Source organism: Ferrimonas kyonanensis DSM 18153, assembly GCF_000425405.1.
Taxonomy (GTDB): Bacteria; Pseudomonadota; Gammaproteobacteria; order Enterobacterales; family Shewanellaceae; genus Ferrimonas; species Ferrimonas kyonanensis.
Window position 1 is genome coordinate 15191 of the sequence record NZ_AUDJ01000014.1, and the last position, 18341, is coordinate 33531.

An 18341-nucleotide genomic window follows, 5' to 3' on the forward strand; every position below is an offset into this window, starting at 1 on the left:
TTAGCGCTGACGGCGGGCCCGCACGGCAGTGGCTAACGTTCTGAGAACCGACTCACTGTCATCCCAGCCGATGCAGCCATCGGTAATGCTCTGGCCGTAAGTCAGGCTGTCGGGCGTGGCGAGATCCTGGCGTCCCTCCACCAGGTGACTCTCAATCATGGCGCCGAAGATATTCTGGTTGCCTGCGGCCAGTTGCTCACACACGTTGTCGGCCACGTCTAACTGACGCTTGAACTGCTTTTCGCTGTTGGCGTGGCTGAAATCGATCATGATGTTGGCGGGCAGGGCAGCCTGATGCAACTGCTCGGTAATGGCGGCCACCTGCTCGGCCTGGTAATTGGGGCTTTTGCCGCCGCGCAGGATGATGTGGCAATCCTGGTTGCCTGTGGTGGACACGATGGCCGAGTGGCCATACTTGGTGACCGACAGGAAGTGGTGCGGTGCGTTGGCGGAGTTGATGGCATCGATGGCGATTTTGATGGTGCCATCGGTACCGTTTTTAAAGCCCACCGGGCAAGAGAGGCCGGAAGCCAGCTCACGGTGAACCTGAGACTCGGTGGTTCGGGCACCGATGGCACCCCAACACATTAGATCGGCCACGTACTGAGGGGTGATCATATCCAGGAACTCACCGGCGGTCGGCAGTCCCATCTGATTCAACTCCAACAGCAGCTTGCGGGCGGTGCGCAGGCCGTCATTGAGCTTGAAGCTGTTGTCCAGCAGCGGATCGTTGATCAACCCTTTCCAGCCGACGGTGGTGCGGGGCTTTTCGAAATAGACCCGCATGACGATCTCGAGGTCGTCTTTGAGTTCTTCCCGTAACACATTGAGCTTGCGGCCGTATTCCAGTGCAGCCTTGGGGTCGTGAATGGAACAGGGGCCGATGACCACCAGCAGGCGGTCGTCCTGACGGTTCATCATATTGTGGATGGATTGCCGGGCCTGATAGACGGTGGCGGCGGCGTTGTCGTCCAGGGGAAATCGTTCCAGAATCGCAATGGGGGGTAGCAGTTCTTTTATTTTATCGATGCGTACGTCATCGGTTTGGTAGTACATAATGCGACTCCAGAATTTAACTATCTAATAAGAATTATAAAATTAATCCACAAGTGAACCCAAGATGACTGTAAACGCCCCTCTGAATCGATGCAAGCGGCCAAATGTGGATTTTTTTCACTTTTGGCTGAACTTTCTGTGGCCTGGGTACTCTGACTTAACAGTAAACACAGTTTCTTTAAGCTTGTTTTCATCATCATCTCCTTTTCTTTGCTACAGATTCAGTACCGCCACTCCCTTTGTTGGAGTGGTTTTTTTTTGGTTTGTCATCAAGGGTTCATCTTTAGTTTGATATACTGAAGGCAGGTGGTCAGGAGGCGTTCGGAACCCTCCCCGGAATCCGGTTTCCTGTCCGCTCAGGTGCGAAGGAGGCCAGTATGACCAGCACTCAACCCGACAAAAGCCCCCGCAAGAAAATGAGTGGCTCTAAGCTGTGGCAAAGGAACCGCTATGCGCTGCCGGATCGGCTTTTCTACCCCATTATCACCATCATCGTTGCGGCCCTGATCATCATCGCGTTGTTCAGCAATCTGCTGTAATTGCGGCGAATGCCGGCACAAGCGGGTTCACAGCTTTATCTTAAATCTTTGCTATCATGCTGACTCATTGTGAATTAGCAGGAATCGAGCATGAGAATTGGCATCGATCTTGGCGGGACCAAGATTGAAGGGATAGCGCTGGATGAGCAGGGAAAGCAGTTGTGGCGGGAACGGGTTGCCACCCCGCGAGGCGATTATTCCGCTACCTTAGAGGCCATTGCCACTCTGGTTCAGCGGGCGGAAGCCACGTTGACCCTCTCCGGGACCGTCGGCGTGGGCATTCCCGGCGTGCTGTCACCACAAACCGGTCGGGTTAAGAACGCCAACTCCCTGTGCCTTAATGGCCAACAGCTGGACCAGGACCTGGCCGCCATACTGTCGCGGCCGGTTCGTATCGCCAACGACGCCAACTGTTTCGCGGTGTCAGAAGCCATCGATGGCGCCGGTGCCGGCAAGGGGTTGGTATTTGGGGTGATTTTGGGCACCGGTTGTGGCGGCGGCCTGGCCGTCGACGGCAAGGCGCTGACCGGGGGCAATGGCTTGAGTGGTGAGTGGGGGCACAACCCGCTGCCGTGGATGAGCGCCGACGAGTTTCCCGGTCCGGAGTGTTTCTGTGGCCGCAGCGGCTGCATCGAAACCTTTGTCTCTGGCACCGGGTTCAGCCGCCAGTACCAGGCGTTAACCTCGCAGCAGCTCAGCGGCAGCGAGATCATCAGCCGGGTTCGGCAGCAGGAGCCCGCCGCCTGTGAGGTGTTTGAGCGCTACCTGGGTCAATTGTCTCGCGCCCTGGCGCACGTGGTGAACATTCTGGATCCCGACGTCATCGTTCTCGGTGGCGGCCTGTCCAACATTGATGAACTCTATCCCAGCCTTAATGCCCGCCTGTCTAAGCAGGTGCTGGGGGGCGAGTGTGCCACCCCGATTCGAAAGAACCAGCATGGTTGCAGCTCCGGCGTTCGCGGTGCGGCCTGGTTGTGGGGGCGCTAGGTGATCGGATTCTGGATTAAGAAGGGGATTTCGGCGCTGTTGTTGCCCATCCCGGTGTGCGTGTTTCTGGTGTTGGCCGGGCTGTGGCAGCTAAAACGACGTCCTTGGCTGGGCAAAGGCTTGATTCTGGCGGGGCCGCTGCTGTTGCTGGCGCTGAGCTCGACGCCCGGCAGTCGGGCGTTGACGGCCCCGTTGGAGCAGCAGTATTCACGCTGGCACGGTCAGCCGGTGGCGGCGGTGTTGGTGCTGGGGTTTGGTCACGATGACCAAATCAGCGATCTGCCGACGCAGCAGTTGATGGCGACGGCATTGGCGCGGTTGACCGAGGGGGTGCGCATTGTTGAGGCCAGCCCCGGCAGCCTGCTGGTGCTCAGCGGCGCCAAAGGGATGCAGTCGCGTCCCCATGCCCAGGTGATGGCCGATGCCGCGGAGATGCTGGGGGTGGATCGCCGCCGAATTCGCACCCTGGATCATGCCAAAGACACTCAGGAAGAGGCCGAGGGGCTGGCTCAGTTGGTAAACGGCGGTACCGTCGCCGTGGTGAGCTCGGCGGCGCACCTGCCCAGAGCCATGATGCTGTTTGAGCAGTTGGGGGTGGACGTACTTGCTGCCCCGACGGACTTTCGAGGCCGAACCGGGCGCTGGTGGAATTTCAGTGCCGACAACCTACTGACGTCGGAGCGGGCACTGCACGAGTACCTGGGCCAGCTGTGGCTGCGGCTTAAGTCGACGCTGGCTTAGGGGGCGGACGAGGCGACAGGGCCTGTTGACGCGCTTGTCGCAGCTTATTCGCGATGTCGATTAACGGTTCGTCGAACTGGCTTTGGTGCAGCAGGATGTGAAAGCCGCTGCTCTGGGCCAGTTGCTCCGACAGGTAACACTGCTGCTTCAGTAGGGTGGGTTGCTCCAACAGGCCATCGGTTATGGCGGCGACGCCGTACAGTTTGAGGCTCTGCTGAGTCAGTTGGCACCAGCGTCGAAGCTGGCGATTGCTGAGCTGCTGCCAGACATGGGCATCGGGTCTCAGCCGAATGCCTAACGCCTGGTGCTCGGGGACGGTATCCAGTCGTTGCAGTTGTTGCCAGTGGATGGGGATGACCGTTTGCTCAATCAGCAGCAACAGGCCGCGGTCGTCGGCCACCAGGCTGTGACGGGCTTGACGCATGTTGGCAATGGCCACCGACAGGGCAACGGCGGAGGCCAGCACCCAGACAATGGCCAGCGGGTATTGACGGCCGAATTGAATCAGCAGGCCCAAAGCGGCCAGCAAGTTGACCATACCAAACAGAAACAGCGGCTGAGCTTTGTGACTGTGGCGAGGCGCAAAGGTCAGAACTTCCATAGGATCACCCAGCTAAGGTGTACAGCATTATCTGTATAAGAATAGACTCAGAGCCAGACAAAAACAGCGGCACCAGGCCGCTGTTTTAGGGAGAAACACCGTTAAAAGCGGTCAACCACTTGTTTCAGGTAGGTTTTAAAATCATCTTTTAATGACGGGTGGCGCAAGCCGTATTCCACATTGGCCATCATGTAGCCCAGCTTGCTGCCGCAATCGTGGCTGCATCCCTTCATGGCGTAGGCGTTGACCTGCTCTTGTGCCAACAGCATGTCGATGGCGTCGGTCAGTTGAATCTCGTCGCCAGCGCCCGGAGGCGTTTTGCTCAGCAGTGGCCAGATGTGCTCGGACAGCACGTAACGCCCTACCACCGCCAGGTTTGATGGCGCGTCTTCGACCGCCGGCTTTTCCACCAAGGCATTGATGGCGGCAGACTCCCCTTCGGCCAGGGTGACGCCATTGATGTCGGCCACGCCGTAGCTGGACACCTCCTGCTCGGGCACCGCTTCCACCATGATCTGACTGATGCCGTCTTGCTGGTAGCGGTTAACCATGTCGGCCAGGTTGTCTTTTTTCGGATCACTGGCGACGTCATCGATCAGCACATCGGGCAGGATGATGGCGAACGGGGCTTCGCCCACCAGGGGTTTGGCACACATAATGGCGTGACCCAGCCCTTTGGCTTCCCCTTGACGCACATGCATGATGGTGACGTCCTTGGGGCAGATGGCCTGGACTTCGTCCAGCAACTGACGCTTGACCCGCTTTTCCAGCGTGGCTTCCAGTTCGAAGCTGGTATCGAAGTGGTTCTCAATGGAGTTCTTACTGGCGTGGGTGACCAACACAATCTCTTTGATGCCGGCTTCGATGGCCTCTTTGACCACATACTGGATCAGAGGCTTGTCCACCACCGGCAGCATCTCTTTAGGAATGGCCTTGGTGGCGGGAAGCATGCGGGTGCCAAGTCCGGCTACAGGAATGACCGCTTTCTTGACTGAGCGAGTCTGCATGGGCTGTGTCCTTTGGGTCGAGTATGAATACCGCTGGCGATCTTATTCGTTTTGAGCGGGGATTTCACCCCTTGCGTCGAGCCGCCGGACACAACAAGCGATGGCCGTTACGACCATCGCTGAAACAGAGCCTCACATGCCGTGCCGGCGTTCAGAATTGAATGCGGTCATTATTGGCGGTGATGATCTGTTCACCAATGCCTTTGACCTCAGCCAGTTGTGCCAACTCGGTGAACGGGCCGTACTGTTCACGGTAGGCGACAATGGCTTCGGCTTTACTGGTGCCCACCCCCTTGAGGCCGCTGGCCAGTTGTTCGGCATCGGCGGTGTTGATGTTGATGGTGTTGGTGATCGTGTCCATCTGTGACGGGGCCGGTTCGTCGGCGGCGAATACCAGGGCGGGTGCAGCCATCAGCGCTGCCATAAACACAAAGAGTTTTAGCATAGTCCTTTATTCCTTCAGTCGGTTTAGGGTGGTGGGCACCTCCGAGTGCTCACTTAGGACAAGCTAGCCGAGTTTTATCTGCATCAAGGTGACTTTTTGTGATTGTCACAGGTCATCTTTGTAACTCACAGTGTGATTTTTTGTGATCAGGATCGGCGGTGGTGCTCGACGGCTCGTGATCGCGATCCCGAACCTGGTTTTTGGGGTAAGCAACAAAAATCTGAAAACTCGGGACTTTTGAAAGAAAATCACAAGTGGTCACAGTTCGACTTTGGTCTAATCGCAGCGTGATAACGCCATTGCTGCTCACTGTGGCGACTTTCAATTCCGTTGTCACTGTGCGGTGGGTCCGAGGAATTTGGTACTCAGTTTCAGGATTCGGACTCTTGTTTGATCACATTCTGCTCCCCTAATCTAATAAAAAACACTCTAGGTTTAAGGGAATTTTATGTCCGACATCACACAGTCACAGGGCGTGACCGAGCCTGGCTTCTTTAGCAGCTTAATGGACCGAAAGATGGCCATTTTGCTGGCAGACGTGGCGCTGTTTGCCGCACTGATTGCCTGGCTCCCGTTTGACGCCCAAATCAACAAAGGCTTGGCAATGCTGGTTTGTGTGGCCATTTTGTGGCTCACCGAGGCGATTCACATCAGCATTACTGCGTTGCTGGTGCCGGTGTTAGCGGTGGCCCTCGGGGTGTTCTCCATGCCGGCGGCGATGGCCAACTTCTCCAACCCGATCATCTTTTTGTTCTTTGGTGGCTTTGTCATGGCGGCAGCCTTGCATGCCCAGGGGATCGATAAGCTGATTGCCGGCAAGGTGATTAACATGGCCGGCGGCCGCTTGGGGGTGGCGACCCTGATGTTGCTGAGTGTGACGGCGTTGCTGTCGATGTGGATCAGTAACACCGCCACGGCGGCGATGATGCTGCCACTGGCCTTGGGGATGTTGTCGCAACTGGACAAAGAGGACAATCACCGCACCTACGTGTTCGTGCTGTTGGGCGTGGCCTACAGTGCCAATATCGGTGGCATCGGCACCATCGTCGGTAGCCCACCGAACGCCATTGCCGCCGCAGAGGTGGGACTGAGCTTCTTCGAGTGGATGGAGTACGGCATTGCGGTGGTTCTGCTGCTGTGGCCACTGGCCATCGGTGCGCTGTATTTTTTCCTTAAGCCGAACCTGAAACAGAGCTTCAGCTATCGCGCGGCGGCGGGACGGTTGACGGCCAACGGTAAGTGTACCCTGCTGGTGTTTATGCTGACCGTCAGTGCCTGGATCTTCTCCAAGCCCCTGAGCGCGGCCCTGGGAGGCATCGCCAAGTTCGATACCTTCGTGGCACTGAGCGCCGTCGGCGCCCTGGGGATCTTGCGACTGGTGAACTGGAAGCAGATCGAAAAAACCACCGATTGGGGCGTACTGCTGCTGTTCGGCGGTGGCCTGACCCTGAGTGGGGTGCTCAAGACCACCGGCACCAGTGTGTTTATGGCCCATCAGATCACCGACCTGTTTGGTTCTTCGCACATGGCGCTGTTTGTGCTCGCCACCACGGTGTTTGTGGTATTGCTGACCGAGTTTGCCAGTAATACCGCCAGTGCGGCGCTGTTGGTGCCGGTGTTTGCCTCCATCGCCGAGGCGCTGGGGATCTCCTCGGTGATGCTGTCGATGGTGATTGCCTTCTCCGCTTCCTGTGCCTTTATGCTGCCGGTGGCGACGCCACCCAATGCCATTGTGTTTGGCGCTGGCTACATTAAACAGAGCGAGATGATGCGGGCCGGTGTTCTGATCAATGCCATCGCCATTGGCGTTATCTATCTGTTGTCGCTGATTCTCTGGTAATGGTTAGGGGATGGTGTCGGCAGGCCTTGAGTCCGGCATCATGCCATTGGCGCCATCTGGCTGCGGTGAACGCGGCGGTGCTATGGCGACAGAGTAGGGAGAGTGCTTAAAGCTTGCGCAAACGCACGGCTATACGCATCCGCCCCTTGCAACCAACAGGTGCATTAGCGATAATGCGCCTGCCTTCGGGGCACATGTCTATGATGCCCCCGGTCCTCTCGCAATAATAGTACGTGAACTCGGCCAGGCCCGGAAGGGAGCAACCGCAGCGTATGACTTATGTGCCGGGATGTGGCTGGGGGTGTCACCAATTTCTCTTTATATTCCAAGCGCATAACTGAAAATGACCACAGGTGGTACACTTGGTGGTACATAATGCATGTCAATTCGGCGCCTAAAAAGACCTCGAAAACGGCCCAAACAGCCCCCTATCTGTTTCAGTCCCGCCATGGGATCTGGTATGCCCGCGTCGTCGTTCCTAAAGACTCCCCCATTAGCTCAACCCGTTCTGAAGTCAGGCAATCTCTGCGCACTCGGTGTTATCGAGAAGCCGTACAGCGTTCTTGGCAGGTTTTAGAACAGCTTTCTCAGAAGGCGAGGGGAGTGCATCAAGAAACGGCTGAGAAGCCCCAGGGTCGCCCACAAGCGCAATCTGCGACGAAGCCGCACGCTGAGTCGCAACTCAGAAAGCAAAGGGCTAGGAAGCCTGTAGACGATTCCTCCAGGCTCTCTGAGGCCATCAAACTGTTTACCGCCGAGAAGATCCGGGTCAAAGCCTGGAAGCCTCACGAAGAGGCGCACAACGACTTTGCCTACCGGGAGCTGATTAAGATTGTCGGTGATATTCGGTTGAGTCAGTTCGATGGGCGGGTGGCTTTGAAATACAAGCAGCACTTTCTTAGTGTGGGCAACCTGTCCGTGGCTATCACACCCAGTGGATACGGGTAGATTGAGCCAGGTGAATTTGGGCAGGGTCGTGACACACCCAAGTCTACGCACCACGGGCCTACACTTGCCCGTCCCGAGGTGGGAGCTGACTCAGGACCAGAATAGCCACGCAGCGAGCCAGGTGCAATCGCAAGGGCAGAAGAGCGAGCCCGATGAAACTAGGCAGGGTCTTGACACACCTAGCCCTACGCACGGCAGACCTACATCGCCCCGTTCTGCGGTGGGAGCGGACTCAGGACCAGAATAGCCACGCAGCGAGCCAGGTGCAATCGCAAGGGCAGAAGAGCGAGCCCGATGAAACTAGGCAGGGTCTTGACACACCTAGCCCTACGCACCACGGACCTACATCGCCCCGTTCCGAGGTGGGAGCGGACTCAAGGTAAGTGTACTCGTGAAAAACAATCTGGCCAATTATTCATCGGGTTCGGGGGGCATCAGCTAGAGAAAAGGCGTTCAAGTTCATCCAGCAGAGGCTCGCCATCCATAGCCAAAATCGCGCTGTCGCAGTTTATTTGTTGGGGGGGGCTATCCGGGAAGTCGATGGAACTGAAAGCCAAGAGTAAGGCTCGTTGCATATCGTTCAGGTTGCCATCAGCCAGACGCTCTGCACGGCGAATACGGGTTTCCAGTCGCCTCATGCTGCTCCCTCCAGTTTGTCTTCCAGCTCTGCGAGACGAACTTCTAACTCCGCCATTTCTTTGATGCGCTGAACCGTGCCGATGCCTTCTAGAAGCGACCGTCCCACGTCTGCCGGAAGATGGCCGTCGGCTATTGCCTTCATGATGGACTCTGCGCCCCTGGGGGGCACCAATTTCACAGCTATCCTGCTGATTCTATTGAAAATGCTTTTGTTGAAACTGGTGTGAGACACTTGGTGAGACAGGTTGCGACTTTCCAATACCCCAGAAGCTCAGCTTTTCTCCTGTCGGTATTCAACACTGTTTTGCTGCTGAGCGCGTCTTTGAGTCGTTGTCTGTTGCTCAGAAATACTTTGAATCCCCCTCTCTGAAGTCAATCCGGCGGTTGCTGAATCACCGCAGAGCCACGCAGTGGTGATGGTCAACGGCCCGCTATTCAGCGGGCCGTTGTGTTGTGCCTCAGGCGGGGCGTCGAGCCTTGGGACGTTGAGGCTGAGGCTGGGGAGGCAGGATGGCGCATTTGGGGATGCGGGCGATGATCTCCGCAAACAGGTTGCGTTCGCCATTGCGGCAAGGGCGGCGCAAAAACGGCAGGTGGCCGAAGAATATCAGGTTCTCCTTGGCGCGGGAGCAGGCCACATTGAGCCGCTTCCAGTCCAGCAGGAAGCGCAGGTTGCCGTAGGTGCGCACGGTGGAGTAACACACCAACTCCGCTTCGCTGCCCTGAAAACTGTCGACGGTGTTGATGCGAATGCTCAGTCCGCCCCAAGTGTATTCGCCGTGGCTTTCGTTATCGCAGACTTTGGCCATCATCGTCCGAATGGTGCGTTTCTGGGCCCCATAGGGGGTGATCACCGCCACCTGTCGGGTATCGTCACCCTTGAGTTTGTGCCGCTGCGCGTTCAGGAAGCGGATGATGGCGCTGGCCTCTTCGCGGTTGTACTGGCTGGTGTCCTCGCGCTGTTGCCGGCCGCGAACGTCCTGCCACATCAGGGTGTGGGGCAGCAGAAACTCGGACTCGTCGATGATGCGGCCGTTCTGCAGTTGCCGCTGGCCATTCGGGCTGTAGAACAGCTCTGCCACCAGGTCACCGATCTGTTTCGGCATTCGGAACTGCTCGCCGAGGAAACTCTTCGACTGGGCCGGCAGGCCATCGTAGAGGGTTTCAAAGAAGCTGGTCTCCAGAAAGGTCTCTTTCAAAAACGGCAGTTCCTCGCTGGCTTCATCGGTCTGCAACAGCGGCGCCACGCTGGGCGGCAGCTGAAAATGATCCCCGATCAGAATCACTTTCTTGGCCCTGAGCATGGGAATCATCAGCTCCGGCACCGTCGAGCGACCGGCTTCATCGATGATCACCACGTCGAAGCGCAGCTGGTCGATGCTCTGTTGCCGTGACGCCAGTCCGACGCAGGTGGCCCCCACCAGGTTGTGGTTTTGCAGCAGCAGCCAGGTCAGCTCCTGGTTCAGCGCCGGGGTGGGTTTATCCTCTTCGGCAACCGGGCCCAGTACGCCGTTCAGCCAATGACTGGCCAGCGTCCGGTCGTCGGCCTGAGCGCTGACGGCGGCTTGGGTGGCCGCCTGGCGGCTGAGGTCGACAAACTCCTGTTGCCGCTTGCCCAGGGTGTAATTGCGCAGCTGGCCTTCCACCTTCTTCTCCGGGCCGATGCGAAGCAGCTTGACCTGGCCGCTGCCCAGTTGTGGCTGGTGCAGATCGATGAACCGGTCCAGGGCGTTGTCGACGGCGGCGTGCTGCTGCGACACCAGCAGCACCCGGGTCTCCGGCTGTTGGCTGAAAATCTGGTGCAACATCTCGACGATGCTGGTGGTTTTGGCGGTGCCCGGAGGGCCCTGAATCAGCGCCAGGTGGCGTTCGGTCAGCGCCGTGGCGATCACCTGTTTCTGGGTTGGGGTCAGTTGCGGATTCTGCCATTGCACCGGCTGGCTGAAATGCTGATGCCAGAAGGGATCTCGCTCGCCCTGATACTGCCCGGGCGCCAGCAGAATCTGTTTGATCTGCGGCGAGGCCAGGGCGTCATGGCGAAACGCTTCCAGGGCGGTGTGCTGGCGGTTGAGGGCGTCGTCGTACTTGTGCAGGGTCAGTTGCAGTGCCACGGCCCCCGGGTGGTGCTGCAAAGCGTGTTGCAGCTGCCGACCGTGGGCCCACGGCAGCCCCAGGTTCAGACGTTTTCCCTGAATGACCAGCTCCAGCTTATGCCGTGCTCGAGGCGGCAAAGGCTCCAGCCAACGGTGTTGGCCCTGACCGTCATCGCCCCAGTAGCTGAGGCGACAGCGTGGCTCGAAACCGCTGCGCTGAATCTGTTTGCAGGCGTCAATGAACTCCGCTAACGGTGCGTCGGCAGCGGCCTGTAACGACAGCTGCAGCTGTGCCGCCTGCTCGTCCGGTTCACTGGCGACCCCTTCTACCGTTAGTTGCAGCTGGCTTTGTTGATAGTCCATTACCTGTTGCCACTGCCCCAGCATCTTGGCCTGGGCCAGCCGCTGCTGCTGATTGGCATCGGCGGCGGCAATCTGGGCGGTCAGGTTGACCAATTGTTCGAAGGCGTCGGGGTTGGTGGGGGTCTGCCCAACCAGGCGGGCGTCCACCGCGACCATGGCCAGGGGCAGTTCAAATCCCTGGCCGTGATCCTGGTAGGGGTCGATGTGCTGTACCGTCAGCGCCGATAACGAGGCGTCCATGTGGCAGTGCAGGCGCAGATTATGGCGGGCGATCACCAGCTGGTTGCCCTCCAGCGCCAGCATTCGCCACGGGGTGGTGTCGGCACCATCCAGTGCCGCTTCCCAACCGGGCTGCAGCAGCTTGGCGTCCAGAAACAGAAACAGCCCGCCTTGCTCCTCTGAGCCCAGCTCGGCGCTGTCGAGCATGCTCACCTGAATCCGCTTGAACTTGGGATTGAGGTTGCCCGGCGAATCGCTCAGCAGCAGGTTGTACTGATCGGCGTAGGCGTGCACCTGCTGGCCGGGCAGCAGTTCAATCAGCGGGTTATGGGTCAATTGAATCGGCAAGTTGGCGCGGACGATGCCCAGCTCCGACTGCAGCAGGTAACCGAGGCGGGTTTTGCGTTCCACTTCCAGTGGAATTGGCTGGCCCGCCAGGATGTGGTCGACCCAGAGGCGGCCCTTGGCGACGCAGCCGTAAAACAGTCGTTTGCCTTTGGCACTGGTCTTGTGGTGAACGATCTGCAGTGGAATTGCATCCCGCTGAGGGTAGTCGAAGAACAGCCGCTCCTGAAAATCGCTGCTCCAGCCCTGCATCACCCGGTTGTTGGTCAGGTGCAGGCGGCTGTTAAACGCCATGTTGCTGTCGAGCTCCTGTTCCTCAATCAACACCACCTTACCCACGTAAAGCCAGTCGTGAGGCAGGGTGGCCGACGGCAGCTCAATGTCGCCGAGCAGGGTTTGCAGCGATTCGATGTCGTGGCGGTTGTGATCCAGGGTCGACCAATAGTGGTCTAGCTGGGTGCGGTACCAGTCCAGGTAGTGGCCAAAGGCCCGCAATCGGGCCTGGGCATCTTCAATCTGGCAGTAGCTTTGCTTCAGGGCGCGGCGACGGTAGGGACTGATGCTGTCGTCCTGCAACTCTCTGGCCAGCTGGGGCGGCAGCTTACTGAGCTCGGCATCGATGGCGGCAATTTTGCTGCGCTGACGCTGATGTTCTTCACCGAGCTTGGTCAGCACCTGCTCCAGAGCCTGGCGCAGGTGCAGGGCATTGGCGGTTTCCAGCTCGATGCCATGGGCGGCCAGCTGTTGGTTGAGGGCATCGATGTCGGCTCGCAAATGGCTGTGGCGCCGCTGCTCCTCCTCGGTGGCCTTGTCGAAATACCAGGCGGCGGCGGAGGCGGTCAGGGCGACGCCGACACCGATAGCGGTTAGGGCTGCAAGCATGCGGGTCAGTCCTGGCTGGCGCTGTGAAGCTGTTGCAGCAGCACAATTTCATCGGCACTGGCGTCTCCGGTGGCTACCTTGGCGCGAAGCACGGCGATGGTTTTCTCGCGGCTCTGCTGGTCTTGTTGCCACTGCTGGTGCCGCTGGCTGTGGCTCAGTCGCTCAGTTTCGGCGTTGTATTGCTCCACTTCCAGCTCTTTGCTGCGCTGATGGAAGGCGGTCTGCTGCTTGCGCACCTCGTTGTCCGATTGCTGCATCTCTTTGAGGGCGTCGGCTTTGACCTGAATGGTCCGCTCCCGCTCGCTGCGCAGTTCGTTGTAGCTGCTGTAGGCCTTGACGCCCTCCTGGGCCAGTTCCACCAGTTGCTGGCCGTCCAGCTTGTCGACCGCCTTGGCGGCGGCGCCTTGCTGAGTGGCCTTGGTCTTTTTCGATACGGTTCTGGTCGGGGTTTTCATCATCAGTTCTCGGCAATTAGTTGATACGGTCAACGGGCGCGGTGGTCATTCAGACGGCTCATTGAGGGCATACACCAGGCACGCCAGTTGCGCCTGCATCAGGGCATCGGCGGCGTGGGTCAGGGTCGTTAATCTGGGGCAACTGCTGCGGCTTTGGCGCCTCAGAGCCCGCACCTGGGTCAACAGCATCTCCAGGCTCTTGTGCTGGCTTTTCAGCTGCGCCAGCAATCGTTCGGTGTGTTGCTGACGCTGTTCCAGCGTGGTTTCCAGCAGGGTTAATCGGTGTTGCTGTTCCAGTTGCCACAGGTTCTGCTTAATGGCCAGCACCTCACTGGCGTTGGCCACCTTGCGTGTCAGCTCCTGCTTTCTGGCTTGCAGTTGTTCGGTAATGGCCCTGGCCCGCTGCAGTTTGCAGTAGGAGTTGATGGCATCGGCCACCGAGATGGCGGCGTCGACCCAGGCGGCCACCGGGTTGGCGCCCTTGGCGCCGTGGCGCACCAGTTGCAGGGCGGCTCGGGAGTTTTTGACGACCCGGGCATGGCGGCCGCTGCCAAAATCCAACTGATTGAACTGGAACAGTTCGACGGTCTTCATGATGACTCCCTGTCGGCATGCAGTTGCTGTCGTAAGACGTGATGACCGAGAATCAAGGCCCGGCTGCTCTGGGTCAGGGACACGCTGCGGCTCATTAGCGGTGGCAGTGGTGTTTCGGTGGCGACCAGTTCGGTGATCGGAATCAAGCTCGCTTCGGGCCAGTGCAGATCCGTCTTGCGGGTCATGGCCGCTTCAAACTGGGTCAATGGCATACCGGTGACCCGGCATATGTCCTCGCTCAGTGGCGGTATCGGCGTCAGTGCCCCGGCGATCAGCTCCGGTACCCGGTGCTCGATGCGACACTGCAGCACCGGAAGTTGTACCGTGATGCCTCGCCAGTAGTCGGTTTCCAGTGGGGTACCGGCTGCCAACTCGACGGTGCGATAGCGCAGCGTCTGCTCAGTGCCGTCGACGCTGAGCTGAAACTGCCAGCCCTGGCACTGGCTGCGGAGAATGTCATGATGCTGGGGCCATAGCCGGGTCATAAAGTCGATGAAGGCTTCGCCGCTGTCGTCGGTCAGGCCTTTGGTCAGGCGCCGGGTCTGCAGCACTTTTTGAATGTTCCAGTCCTTCTCAAACTCGGGGACCGTCACCGCGTCATCGACATCGCTAGCGGGGTGCAGTCGTTGCTCCGCTTCGGCGTGATGCAGGCTGCTGATGCCATCCACCACGTCCAGCCACAGCCCCTGGCTCTGGCCATTCAGCGCCGAGGCCTGAGCCATCTCCTGGCCCATTTCGGTGAGTTGTTGTCGCTCCAGATCGAACCAACCCAGCCCCTCCAGTCGGGTCAGAATCGGCGTCAGGTGGGCGTCGGTGAGGGCGGTGATGCGCTTGATGTCAGCCAGGGTGCGGCAGTCTTCGGCCAACGCTTGCAGTACAAACTGCGATACCTTGCCTAAGGCGTCGAGCAGTTGATGCTGTAGGGTTAGGCGGTAACGCCGGACCGGAAGTTGGACTTTCAGGGGTGCAGGTAGAGTGCCCGGTGAATTCATAGATCAGGTGCAGGTCTGTGCTTTTTTATTTGTGGAATCAATCTTATCACAGCCCGACGGCGGTTCGCTTGCAGGCAGAATGGACACCTGCCTGAAAACACGACAGGTGCGGCAACGGCAGCGTGGTGGTTCGTCATCGAGGTTAAGGTTCGACGACGGATCGTTCTGCTTGAGTCAGGAGGCCACCACCGGGTAGAAGGGGTCTCCCCAGATCTGATCGGCATTGTCCATCATGATGTCGATAACGATGGGTACCAGGCTGCGCAAGATGGCGCAGCAATCCCTGAGTTGCTGGCGGTTCAGCTGACTGTTCCAAGTGGCTCCGCCATGAACCAGTTGATTGCGAAGGGTGTAGATGCGCTGCAGGGCAATCGCCAGCACCCTGGGGGTGTTTTGTTGGCTCAGTGCTTTAGCCGCCTGGTGCCTGGCTTCACTGAACTGCTGTTGCCATTGCTCGCTGCCTGGCTTGCCGTTGAGGTGATCCCAGAACGGCTGAAAAACGTGTTGATTGTCGAGCAGCACTCGAATGGGGCCTGGGTACTGCTGCCAGACCAGGGCACTGAGTCGTTGCTCGGGGTCCAGTTGGCACAGCCGGGTCAGGAAGCGATTGGAGGCATCCAGTTCGCTGCCGCGGTACTGGGCATCCATGTCGTTGGCGTAGGCGGCGTTAAAGGCGATCCACAGGAAGATGAATTCGCCGTCGGGGTCATCGTCGCAGGCTTCCGAGCGCTGCAGCCAACTCAGGGCGCGATGCACCCTCAGGCTCAGGTTCTCGGAAAAGCCGGCTCTCAGCTGCCGCTGCTTAGTTTTTAACTGGTTAAACTGCTTCATTTTTTAATTATTTCTCCGTGCTGGCACACCATAACACAGAAGGGAAAGTGGACCCCAATGGTGACGTGACCTTTGCCGTGTCTGGCCCGGACTCCTCTGTCTCTGAGAGCCGGTGAGCCTTGGAAACTAGCGCCGGCCCACGTTGTCGCGGTGGTCAACTTGGCCAGACCCGCAGCATTCATCATCTACACTTGGGAAGATGGAGAGCTGTGGTTGCATCGGCGCGCTTGTGACTGGCTGGCATCGGGCCACCTTGCTGTTTGTCATCCTTGGGCGTTGGCGCGTGGGTTTTTCGAGCCCCTGTGGGCAGCTTAACCAACATTGAGGCTTTGGCATGAATCGACGATCTGGCTGGAGCGGGCTTGGAAAGGGGCCGAGTGTTGACCGTCGACGCATCGCGACCAGTGCGCTGATGTTTGCCGGGCTGTGGTGGATGCTCAGTTCAGGTTCGGCACAGTCATGGATATTGGGGCTGCCGGTGGTGTGTATCGCGACCTTGACCTACGTGACCCTGGTGCCGGCGTTCTCGTGTTCGGTCGTTGGCTCGATGCGCTTCCTCCGGTTTTTCTTGTGGCACTCGCTGCTGGGGGCCATCGACGTGGCCTGGCGCGCCTTTCACCCGGGCCTGCCCATCTTCCCGGGAGTGGTGGAGTTTTCAATACGATTGCCAAAGGGGTTGCCTCGGGTATGCCTGGTGAACACCATCAGTTTGCTCCCGGGCACATTGGGAATGGAGCTGCGTGCCAATCGCTTACAGATCCATGTGCTTGACCTGCGCAAAGCGGTCTGGCCGGAACTGATGAGATTGGAGCAGTTGGTGGCGCGAATGTTTGAAGTTTCCTTGGACTGTGATGCAGGGGCAAGTAGTGAAGCGGTTTAAAAACATTCTTTGCGTGCTGGAGCCTGAGCGCAGCTCCGTGCCGGTGCTGGAGCGGGCCATTGAGTTGGCGAATAGCAACCAGGGCAGGCTGACCGTTGTCAGTGTGGTGCCGCATGTCACGGTAGGGATTGGCGTGTCTGATGGCGGGCCGGATCTGGTCGATCTTCAGGATGCGATAGTCACTATTCACCGTCAGAAACTGGACGCCTTCATAGCGCCCTTTGCCACGCGCACCAAGATGGACATCAAGGTGTTGGTCGGGATTCCGTTCTTGCAGATTATTCATGAGGTACTGCGTCATCACCGGGACCTGGTGATCAAGGTTCCCGAGCAGCGGGATTGGTTGGATCGTCTATTTGGCAGTGATGATATGCACCTGTTGCGGAAATGCCCCTGTCCGCTTTGGATCATCAAACCGCAGGCGCCCAAGCCTTGTCGCGTCATCCTGGCCGCCGTCGATGTTGATGATGCCTACCCCCGGGATGAGGCCGCGCCCGTTGAGGGGTTGAACCGACAGTTGCTTGAAATGGCCAGCGCCCTGGCACTGGCCGAATCGGCCGAGCTGCACATCATCCATGTCTGGGAGGCCCCGGCCGAGAGCGCGATGCGAAATGGCGCATTCATGAGAACCGGGCAGACCGAGGTTGACGCTTATGTTCAGCAAATTAGGCGCCAGCGTTCGGCCTGCATGGAGAGTTTGATGCAGTCGCTGAAACACAGCATCGGTGCCGATGCCCTGCAGTACCTTCGCCCGACGATTCACCTGCTTAAGGGCGATGCCTGTCAGCAGATCCCGTCACTGAGTCAGCAGATTGATGCCGACCTGGTGGTGATGGGAACCGTCGCCCGAACCGGGGTGTCGGGATTGATCATGGGAAATACCGCCGAGACGATACTGGGTCAGATTCAGTGCTCCGTGCTTGCTGTGAAACCACCCGGCTTTAGCACGCCGGTGAAAGTGGATGGTTGACCCTTATGCAAATTTTTTACCTGTCATTGGTGTTGGTGCTGCTTGTCAATCTGGTTGTCGGTATGTGGCGGGTCGTGCGGGGGCCCACGGCGGCCGATCGCATGTTGTCGGTGCAGTTGCTGGGCACCTCCCTGGTGGCCATCTTGTTGATTTTGGCGCAGGCCTTAGGTCATTCGGCCCTGGTTGACGTGGCTTTGGTTTTTGCCTTGCTGTCGGCGGTCACGGCCGTGGCGTTTGTCAGACCGGCCTGGCGGACTAAGGAGCAGAAGAATGACTCCCATTGAGGTGTTCTCTGCCATTTTATTGCTGGCAGGGAGTGTGTTTTTTGTGGCGGGCACCGTCGGCTTGCTGCGTTTTCCTGATGTGTATACGCGGCTGCACGCGTTGACCAAGGCCGACAATGTTGGCCTGGGGTTGGTGATCCTGGGGTTGGCGGTTCAGGCACCTCATGGGCTTGGCGTGGGTAAACTGCTGCTCATTTGGGGGTTGGTGATGCTTGCCAGCGCAAGCATCGCCCACTTGATCGCCCGGCGGGCGTTGCAGCGGGGCATTAAGCCATGGACGGAATGACGCTGTTGTCTTGGTTGCTTGATGGACTGCTGGCAGCGGCGGTGTTGTGGCTGGCGTGGCTGGCATTGGCGACTAAACAGACGTTCAAGGCGATCGTGCTCTATGTCAGTTTCGGATTGTTGATGTCATTGGTGTGGGTTCGGCTCAATGCGCCGGACATCGCCCTGGCGGAAGCGGCGATAGGTGGCGGACTGACCGGTGCCCTGTTGTTGGCAGCCATGGCGCGAATGCGGCGGAGCCGGCTGGCAGCACCGAAGGCCGAGCAGGATGGGGCCGGCGAACAATCGGCGGTCAAGGGAGCGGAAAGTGAGCTGTGACCCATCCCGCGGTGTCGTGGTCGGCGC

At 58.7% G+C, this 18341-nt stretch carries 21 protein-coding genes, 1 other RNA gene and 1 pseudogene; 12 read left to right on the top strand and 11 right to left on the bottom strand.

Translation table 11 applies throughout. The features are described 5' to 3' along the window. Positions 1-1056: a 3-deoxy-7-phosphoheptulonate synthase AroG gene (gene aroG, locus H598_RS0105940; RefSeq protein WP_028112197.1), complete on the bottom strand. Its 1056-nt coding sequence runs from the start codon at positions 1054-1056 to the stop codon at positions 1-3. Between the two features lie 377 nt (positions 1057-1433). Here aroG and H598_RS26400 point away from each other — a divergent pair, with 377 nt between their 5' ends. The 3 genes from H598_RS26400 to H598_RS0105955 all read left to right on the top strand — a co-directional run bounded on the left by H598_RS26400 (position 1434) and on the right by H598_RS0105955 (position 3323). Then, complete coding sequence (locus tag H598_RS26400) at positions 1434-1595, top strand: hypothetical protein (protein WP_156896946.1); 162 nt, start codon at positions 1434-1436, stop codon at positions 1593-1595. A 90-nt stretch (positions 1596-1685) separates the two neighbouring features. After that, positions 1686-2582 (top strand): fructokinase, encoded by an 897-nt coding sequence (gene mak / locus H598_RS0105950; protein ID WP_035415540.1) that lies wholly within the window; start codon positions 1686-1688, stop codon positions 2580-2582. Continuing rightward, positions 2583-3323 (top strand): ElyC/SanA/YdcF family protein, encoded by a 741-nt coding sequence (locus tag H598_RS0105955; protein ID WP_051252474.1) that lies wholly within the window; start codon positions 2583-2585, stop codon positions 3321-3323. It abuts the gene before it with no gap. Here the strand turns inward: H598_RS0105955 and H598_RS0105960 are convergent. From H598_RS0105960 to H598_RS0105970, 3 genes are all read right to left on the bottom strand, one after another. Next, positions 3304-3924 (bottom strand): hypothetical protein, encoded by a 621-nt coding sequence (locus H598_RS0105960; RefSeq protein WP_028112200.1) that lies wholly within the window; start codon positions 3922-3924, stop codon positions 3304-3306. The genes H598_RS0105955 and H598_RS0105960 overlap by 20 nt on opposite strands. 101 nt (positions 3925-4025) lie before the next feature. Then, positions 4026-4931, bottom strand: coding sequence for a UTP--glucose-1-phosphate uridylyltransferase GalU (gene galU, locus H598_RS0105965; RefSeq protein ID WP_028112201.1), 906 nt, complete (start codon positions 4929-4931; stop codon positions 4026-4028). A 151-nt stretch (positions 4932-5082) separates the two neighbouring features. Beyond that, the gene (locus H598_RS0105970) at positions 5083-5376 is read right to left on the bottom strand and encodes a ComEA family DNA-binding protein (RefSeq protein WP_028112202.1); all 294 of its coding nucleotides are present in this window, start codon (positions 5374-5376) and stop codon (positions 5083-5085) included. Between the two features lie 505 nt (positions 5377-5881). Between H598_RS0105970 and H598_RS0105975 the strand changes: the two genes are divergently transcribed. The 4 genes and pseudogenes from H598_RS0105975 (at position 5882) to H598_RS26405 (ending at position 8164) form a co-directional block, all read left to right on the top strand. Continuing rightward, positions 5882-7216, top strand: coding sequence for a DASS family sodium-coupled anion symporter (locus H598_RS0105975; RefSeq protein WP_245595566.1), 1335 nt, complete (start codon positions 5882-5884; stop codon positions 7214-7216). A gap of 207 nt (positions 7217-7423) precedes the next feature. Continuing rightward, positions 7424-7520: signal recognition particle sRNA small type (gene ffs, locus H598_RS25920), an RNA gene on the top strand. Between the two features lie 71 nt (positions 7521-7591). Further along, positions 7592-7795, top strand: a pseudogene (locus tag H598_RS27170) (DUF6538 domain-containing protein); the annotation flags it as partial. A gap of 24 nt (positions 7796-7819) precedes the next feature. Continuing rightward, on the top strand, positions 7820-8164 hold the full coding sequence (locus H598_RS26405; protein ID WP_028112204.1) for a hypothetical protein: 345 nt from the start codon (positions 7820-7822) through the stop codon (positions 8162-8164). 434 nt (positions 8165-8598) lie between these two features. On the opposite strand, the gene H598_RS0105985 is transcribed toward H598_RS26405, so the two are convergent. The 7 genes from H598_RS0105985 to H598_RS0106015 all read right to left on the bottom strand — a co-directional run bounded on the left by H598_RS0105985 (position 8599) and on the right by H598_RS0106015 (position 15577). Beyond that, on the bottom strand, positions 8599-8802 hold the full coding sequence (locus H598_RS0105985; protein ID WP_028112205.1) for a hypothetical protein: 204 nt from the start codon (positions 8800-8802) through the stop codon (positions 8599-8601). Beyond that, the gene (locus H598_RS26410; RefSeq protein WP_156896947.1) at positions 8799-8945 is read right to left on the bottom strand and encodes a hypothetical protein; all 147 of its coding nucleotides are present in this window, start codon (positions 8943-8945) and stop codon (positions 8799-8801) included. The genes H598_RS0105985 and H598_RS26410 overlap by 4 nt, the downstream gene beginning before the upstream one ends. Before the next feature lie 316 nt (positions 8946-9261). Further along, positions 9262-12705, bottom strand: a complete 3444-nt coding sequence (locus H598_RS25460) for a DEAD/DEAH box helicase (protein WP_051252478.1) — start codon at positions 12703-12705, stop codon at positions 9262-9264. Positions 12706-12710: 5 nt separating this feature from the next. Beyond that, a complete protein-coding gene (locus tag H598_RS0106000) occupies positions 12711-13163 on the bottom strand; it encodes a hypothetical protein (RefSeq protein WP_156896948.1) in 453 nt (150 codons plus the stop codon). Between the two features lie 42 nt (positions 13164-13205). After that, the gene (locus H598_RS0106005) at positions 13206-13754 is read right to left on the bottom strand and encodes a hypothetical protein (protein WP_028112208.1); all 549 of its coding nucleotides are present in this window, start codon (positions 13752-13754) and stop codon (positions 13206-13208) included. After that, entirely contained in the window at positions 13751-14746 is a 996-nt protein-coding gene (locus H598_RS0106010) for a hypothetical protein (protein ID WP_028112209.1), read from the bottom strand. Before H598_RS0106010 ends, H598_RS0106005 begins: the two co-directional genes overlap by 4 nt. Before the next feature lie 174 nt (positions 14747-14920). Beyond that, a complete protein-coding gene (locus H598_RS0106015) occupies positions 14921-15577 on the bottom strand; it encodes a HEPN domain-containing protein (RefSeq protein ID WP_028112210.1) in 657 nt (218 codons plus the stop codon). 334 nt (positions 15578-15911) lie between these two features. On the opposite strand from H598_RS0106015, the gene H598_RS23480 reads away from it, so the two are divergent. Genes H598_RS23480 through H598_RS23485 form a run of 5 tightly spaced genes read left to right on the top strand, consistent with a single transcriptional unit; the run spans position 15912 to position 18314 of the window. Next, positions 15912-16457, top strand: coding sequence for a Na+/H+ antiporter subunit E (locus H598_RS23480; RefSeq protein ID WP_028112211.1), 546 nt, complete (start codon positions 15912-15914; stop codon positions 16455-16457). Then, a complete protein-coding gene (locus H598_RS0106025; RefSeq protein WP_028112212.1) occupies positions 16444-17427 on the top strand; it encodes a universal stress protein in 984 nt (327 codons plus the stop codon). The genes H598_RS23480 and H598_RS0106025 overlap by 14 nt, the downstream gene beginning before the upstream one ends. Positions 17428-17432: 5 nt before the next feature. Further along, positions 17433-17711: an MrpF/PhaF family protein gene (locus H598_RS0106030; RefSeq protein WP_028112213.1), complete on the top strand. Its 279-nt coding sequence runs from the start codon at positions 17433-17435 to the stop codon at positions 17709-17711. Continuing rightward, entirely contained in the window at positions 17698-17997 is a 300-nt protein-coding gene (gene mnhG, locus H598_RS0106035; RefSeq protein WP_028112214.1) for a monovalent cation/H(+) antiporter subunit G, read from the top strand. Before H598_RS0106030 ends, mnhG begins: the two co-directional genes overlap by 14 nt. Then, positions 17994-18314 (top strand): Na(+)/H(+) antiporter subunit B, encoded by a 321-nt coding sequence (locus H598_RS23485; protein ID WP_245595561.1) that lies wholly within the window; start codon positions 17994-17996, stop codon positions 18312-18314. The genes mnhG and H598_RS23485 overlap by 4 nt, the downstream gene beginning before the upstream one ends. Positions 18315-18341 lie beyond the last annotated feature (27 nt).

Excerpts from the sequence above, each read along its gene's own strand:
- aroG (WP_028112197.1), bottom strand. The coding sequence starts at position 1,056 with ATGTACTACCAAACCGATGACGTACGCATCGATAAAATAAAAGAACTG.
- H598_RS26400 (WP_156896946.1), top strand. The coding sequence starts at position 1,434 with ATGACCAGCACTCAACCCGACAAAAGCCCCCGCAAGAAAATGAGTGGC.
- mak (WP_035415540.1), top strand. The coding sequence starts at position 1,686 with ATGAGAATTGGCATCGATCTTGGCGGGACCAAGATTGAAGGGATAGCG.
- H598_RS0105960 (WP_028112200.1), bottom strand. The coding sequence starts at position 3,924 with ATGGAAGTTCTGACCTTTGCGCCTCGCCACAGTCACAAAGCTCAGCCG.
- galU (WP_028112201.1), bottom strand. The coding sequence starts at position 4,931 with ATGCAGACTCGCTCAGTCAAGAAAGCGGTCATTCCTGTAGCCGGACTT.
- H598_RS0105970 (WP_028112202.1), bottom strand. The coding sequence starts at position 5,376 with ATGCTAAAACTCTTTGTGTTTATGGCAGCGCTGATGGCTGCACCCGCC.
- H598_RS0105975 (WP_245595566.1), top strand. The coding sequence starts at position 5,882 with ATGGACCGAAAGATGGCCATTTTGCTGGCAGACGTGGCGCTGTTTGCC.
- H598_RS0105985 (WP_028112205.1), bottom strand. The coding sequence starts at position 8,802 with ATGAGGCGACTGGAAACCCGTATTCGCCGTGCAGAGCGTCTGGCTGAT.
- H598_RS26410 (WP_156896947.1), bottom strand. The coding sequence starts at position 8,945 with ATGAAGGCAATAGCCGACGGCCATCTTCCGGCAGACGTGGGACGGTCG.
- H598_RS25460 (WP_051252478.1), bottom strand. The coding sequence starts at position 12,705 with ATGCTTGCAGCCCTAACCGCTATCGGTGTCGGCGTCGCCCTGACCGCC.
- H598_RS0106000 (WP_156896948.1), bottom strand. The coding sequence starts at position 13,163 with ATGATGAAAACCCCGACCAGAACCGTATCGAAAAAGACCAAGGCCACT.
- H598_RS0106005 (WP_028112208.1), bottom strand. The coding sequence starts at position 13,754 with ATGAAGACCGTCGAACTGTTCCAGTTCAATCAGTTGGATTTTGGCAGC.
- H598_RS0106010 (WP_028112209.1), bottom strand. The coding sequence starts at position 14,746 with ATGAATTCACCGGGCACTCTACCTGCACCCCTGAAAGTCCAACTTCCG.
- H598_RS0106015 (WP_028112210.1), bottom strand. The coding sequence starts at position 15,577 with ATGAAGCAGTTTAACCAGTTAAAAACTAAGCAGCGGCAGCTGAGAGCC.
- H598_RS23480 (WP_028112211.1), top strand. The coding sequence starts at position 15,912 with ATGAATCGACGATCTGGCTGGAGCGGGCTTGGAAAGGGGCCGAGTGTT.
- H598_RS0106030 (WP_028112213.1), top strand. The coding sequence starts at position 17,433 with ATGCAAATTTTTTACCTGTCATTGGTGTTGGTGCTGCTTGTCAATCTG.
- mnhG (WP_028112214.1), top strand. The coding sequence starts at position 17,698 with ATGACTCCCATTGAGGTGTTCTCTGCCATTTTATTGCTGGCAGGGAGT.
- H598_RS23485 (WP_245595561.1), top strand. The coding sequence starts at position 17,994 with ATGACGCTGTTGTCTTGGTTGCTTGATGGACTGCTGGCAGCGGCGGTG.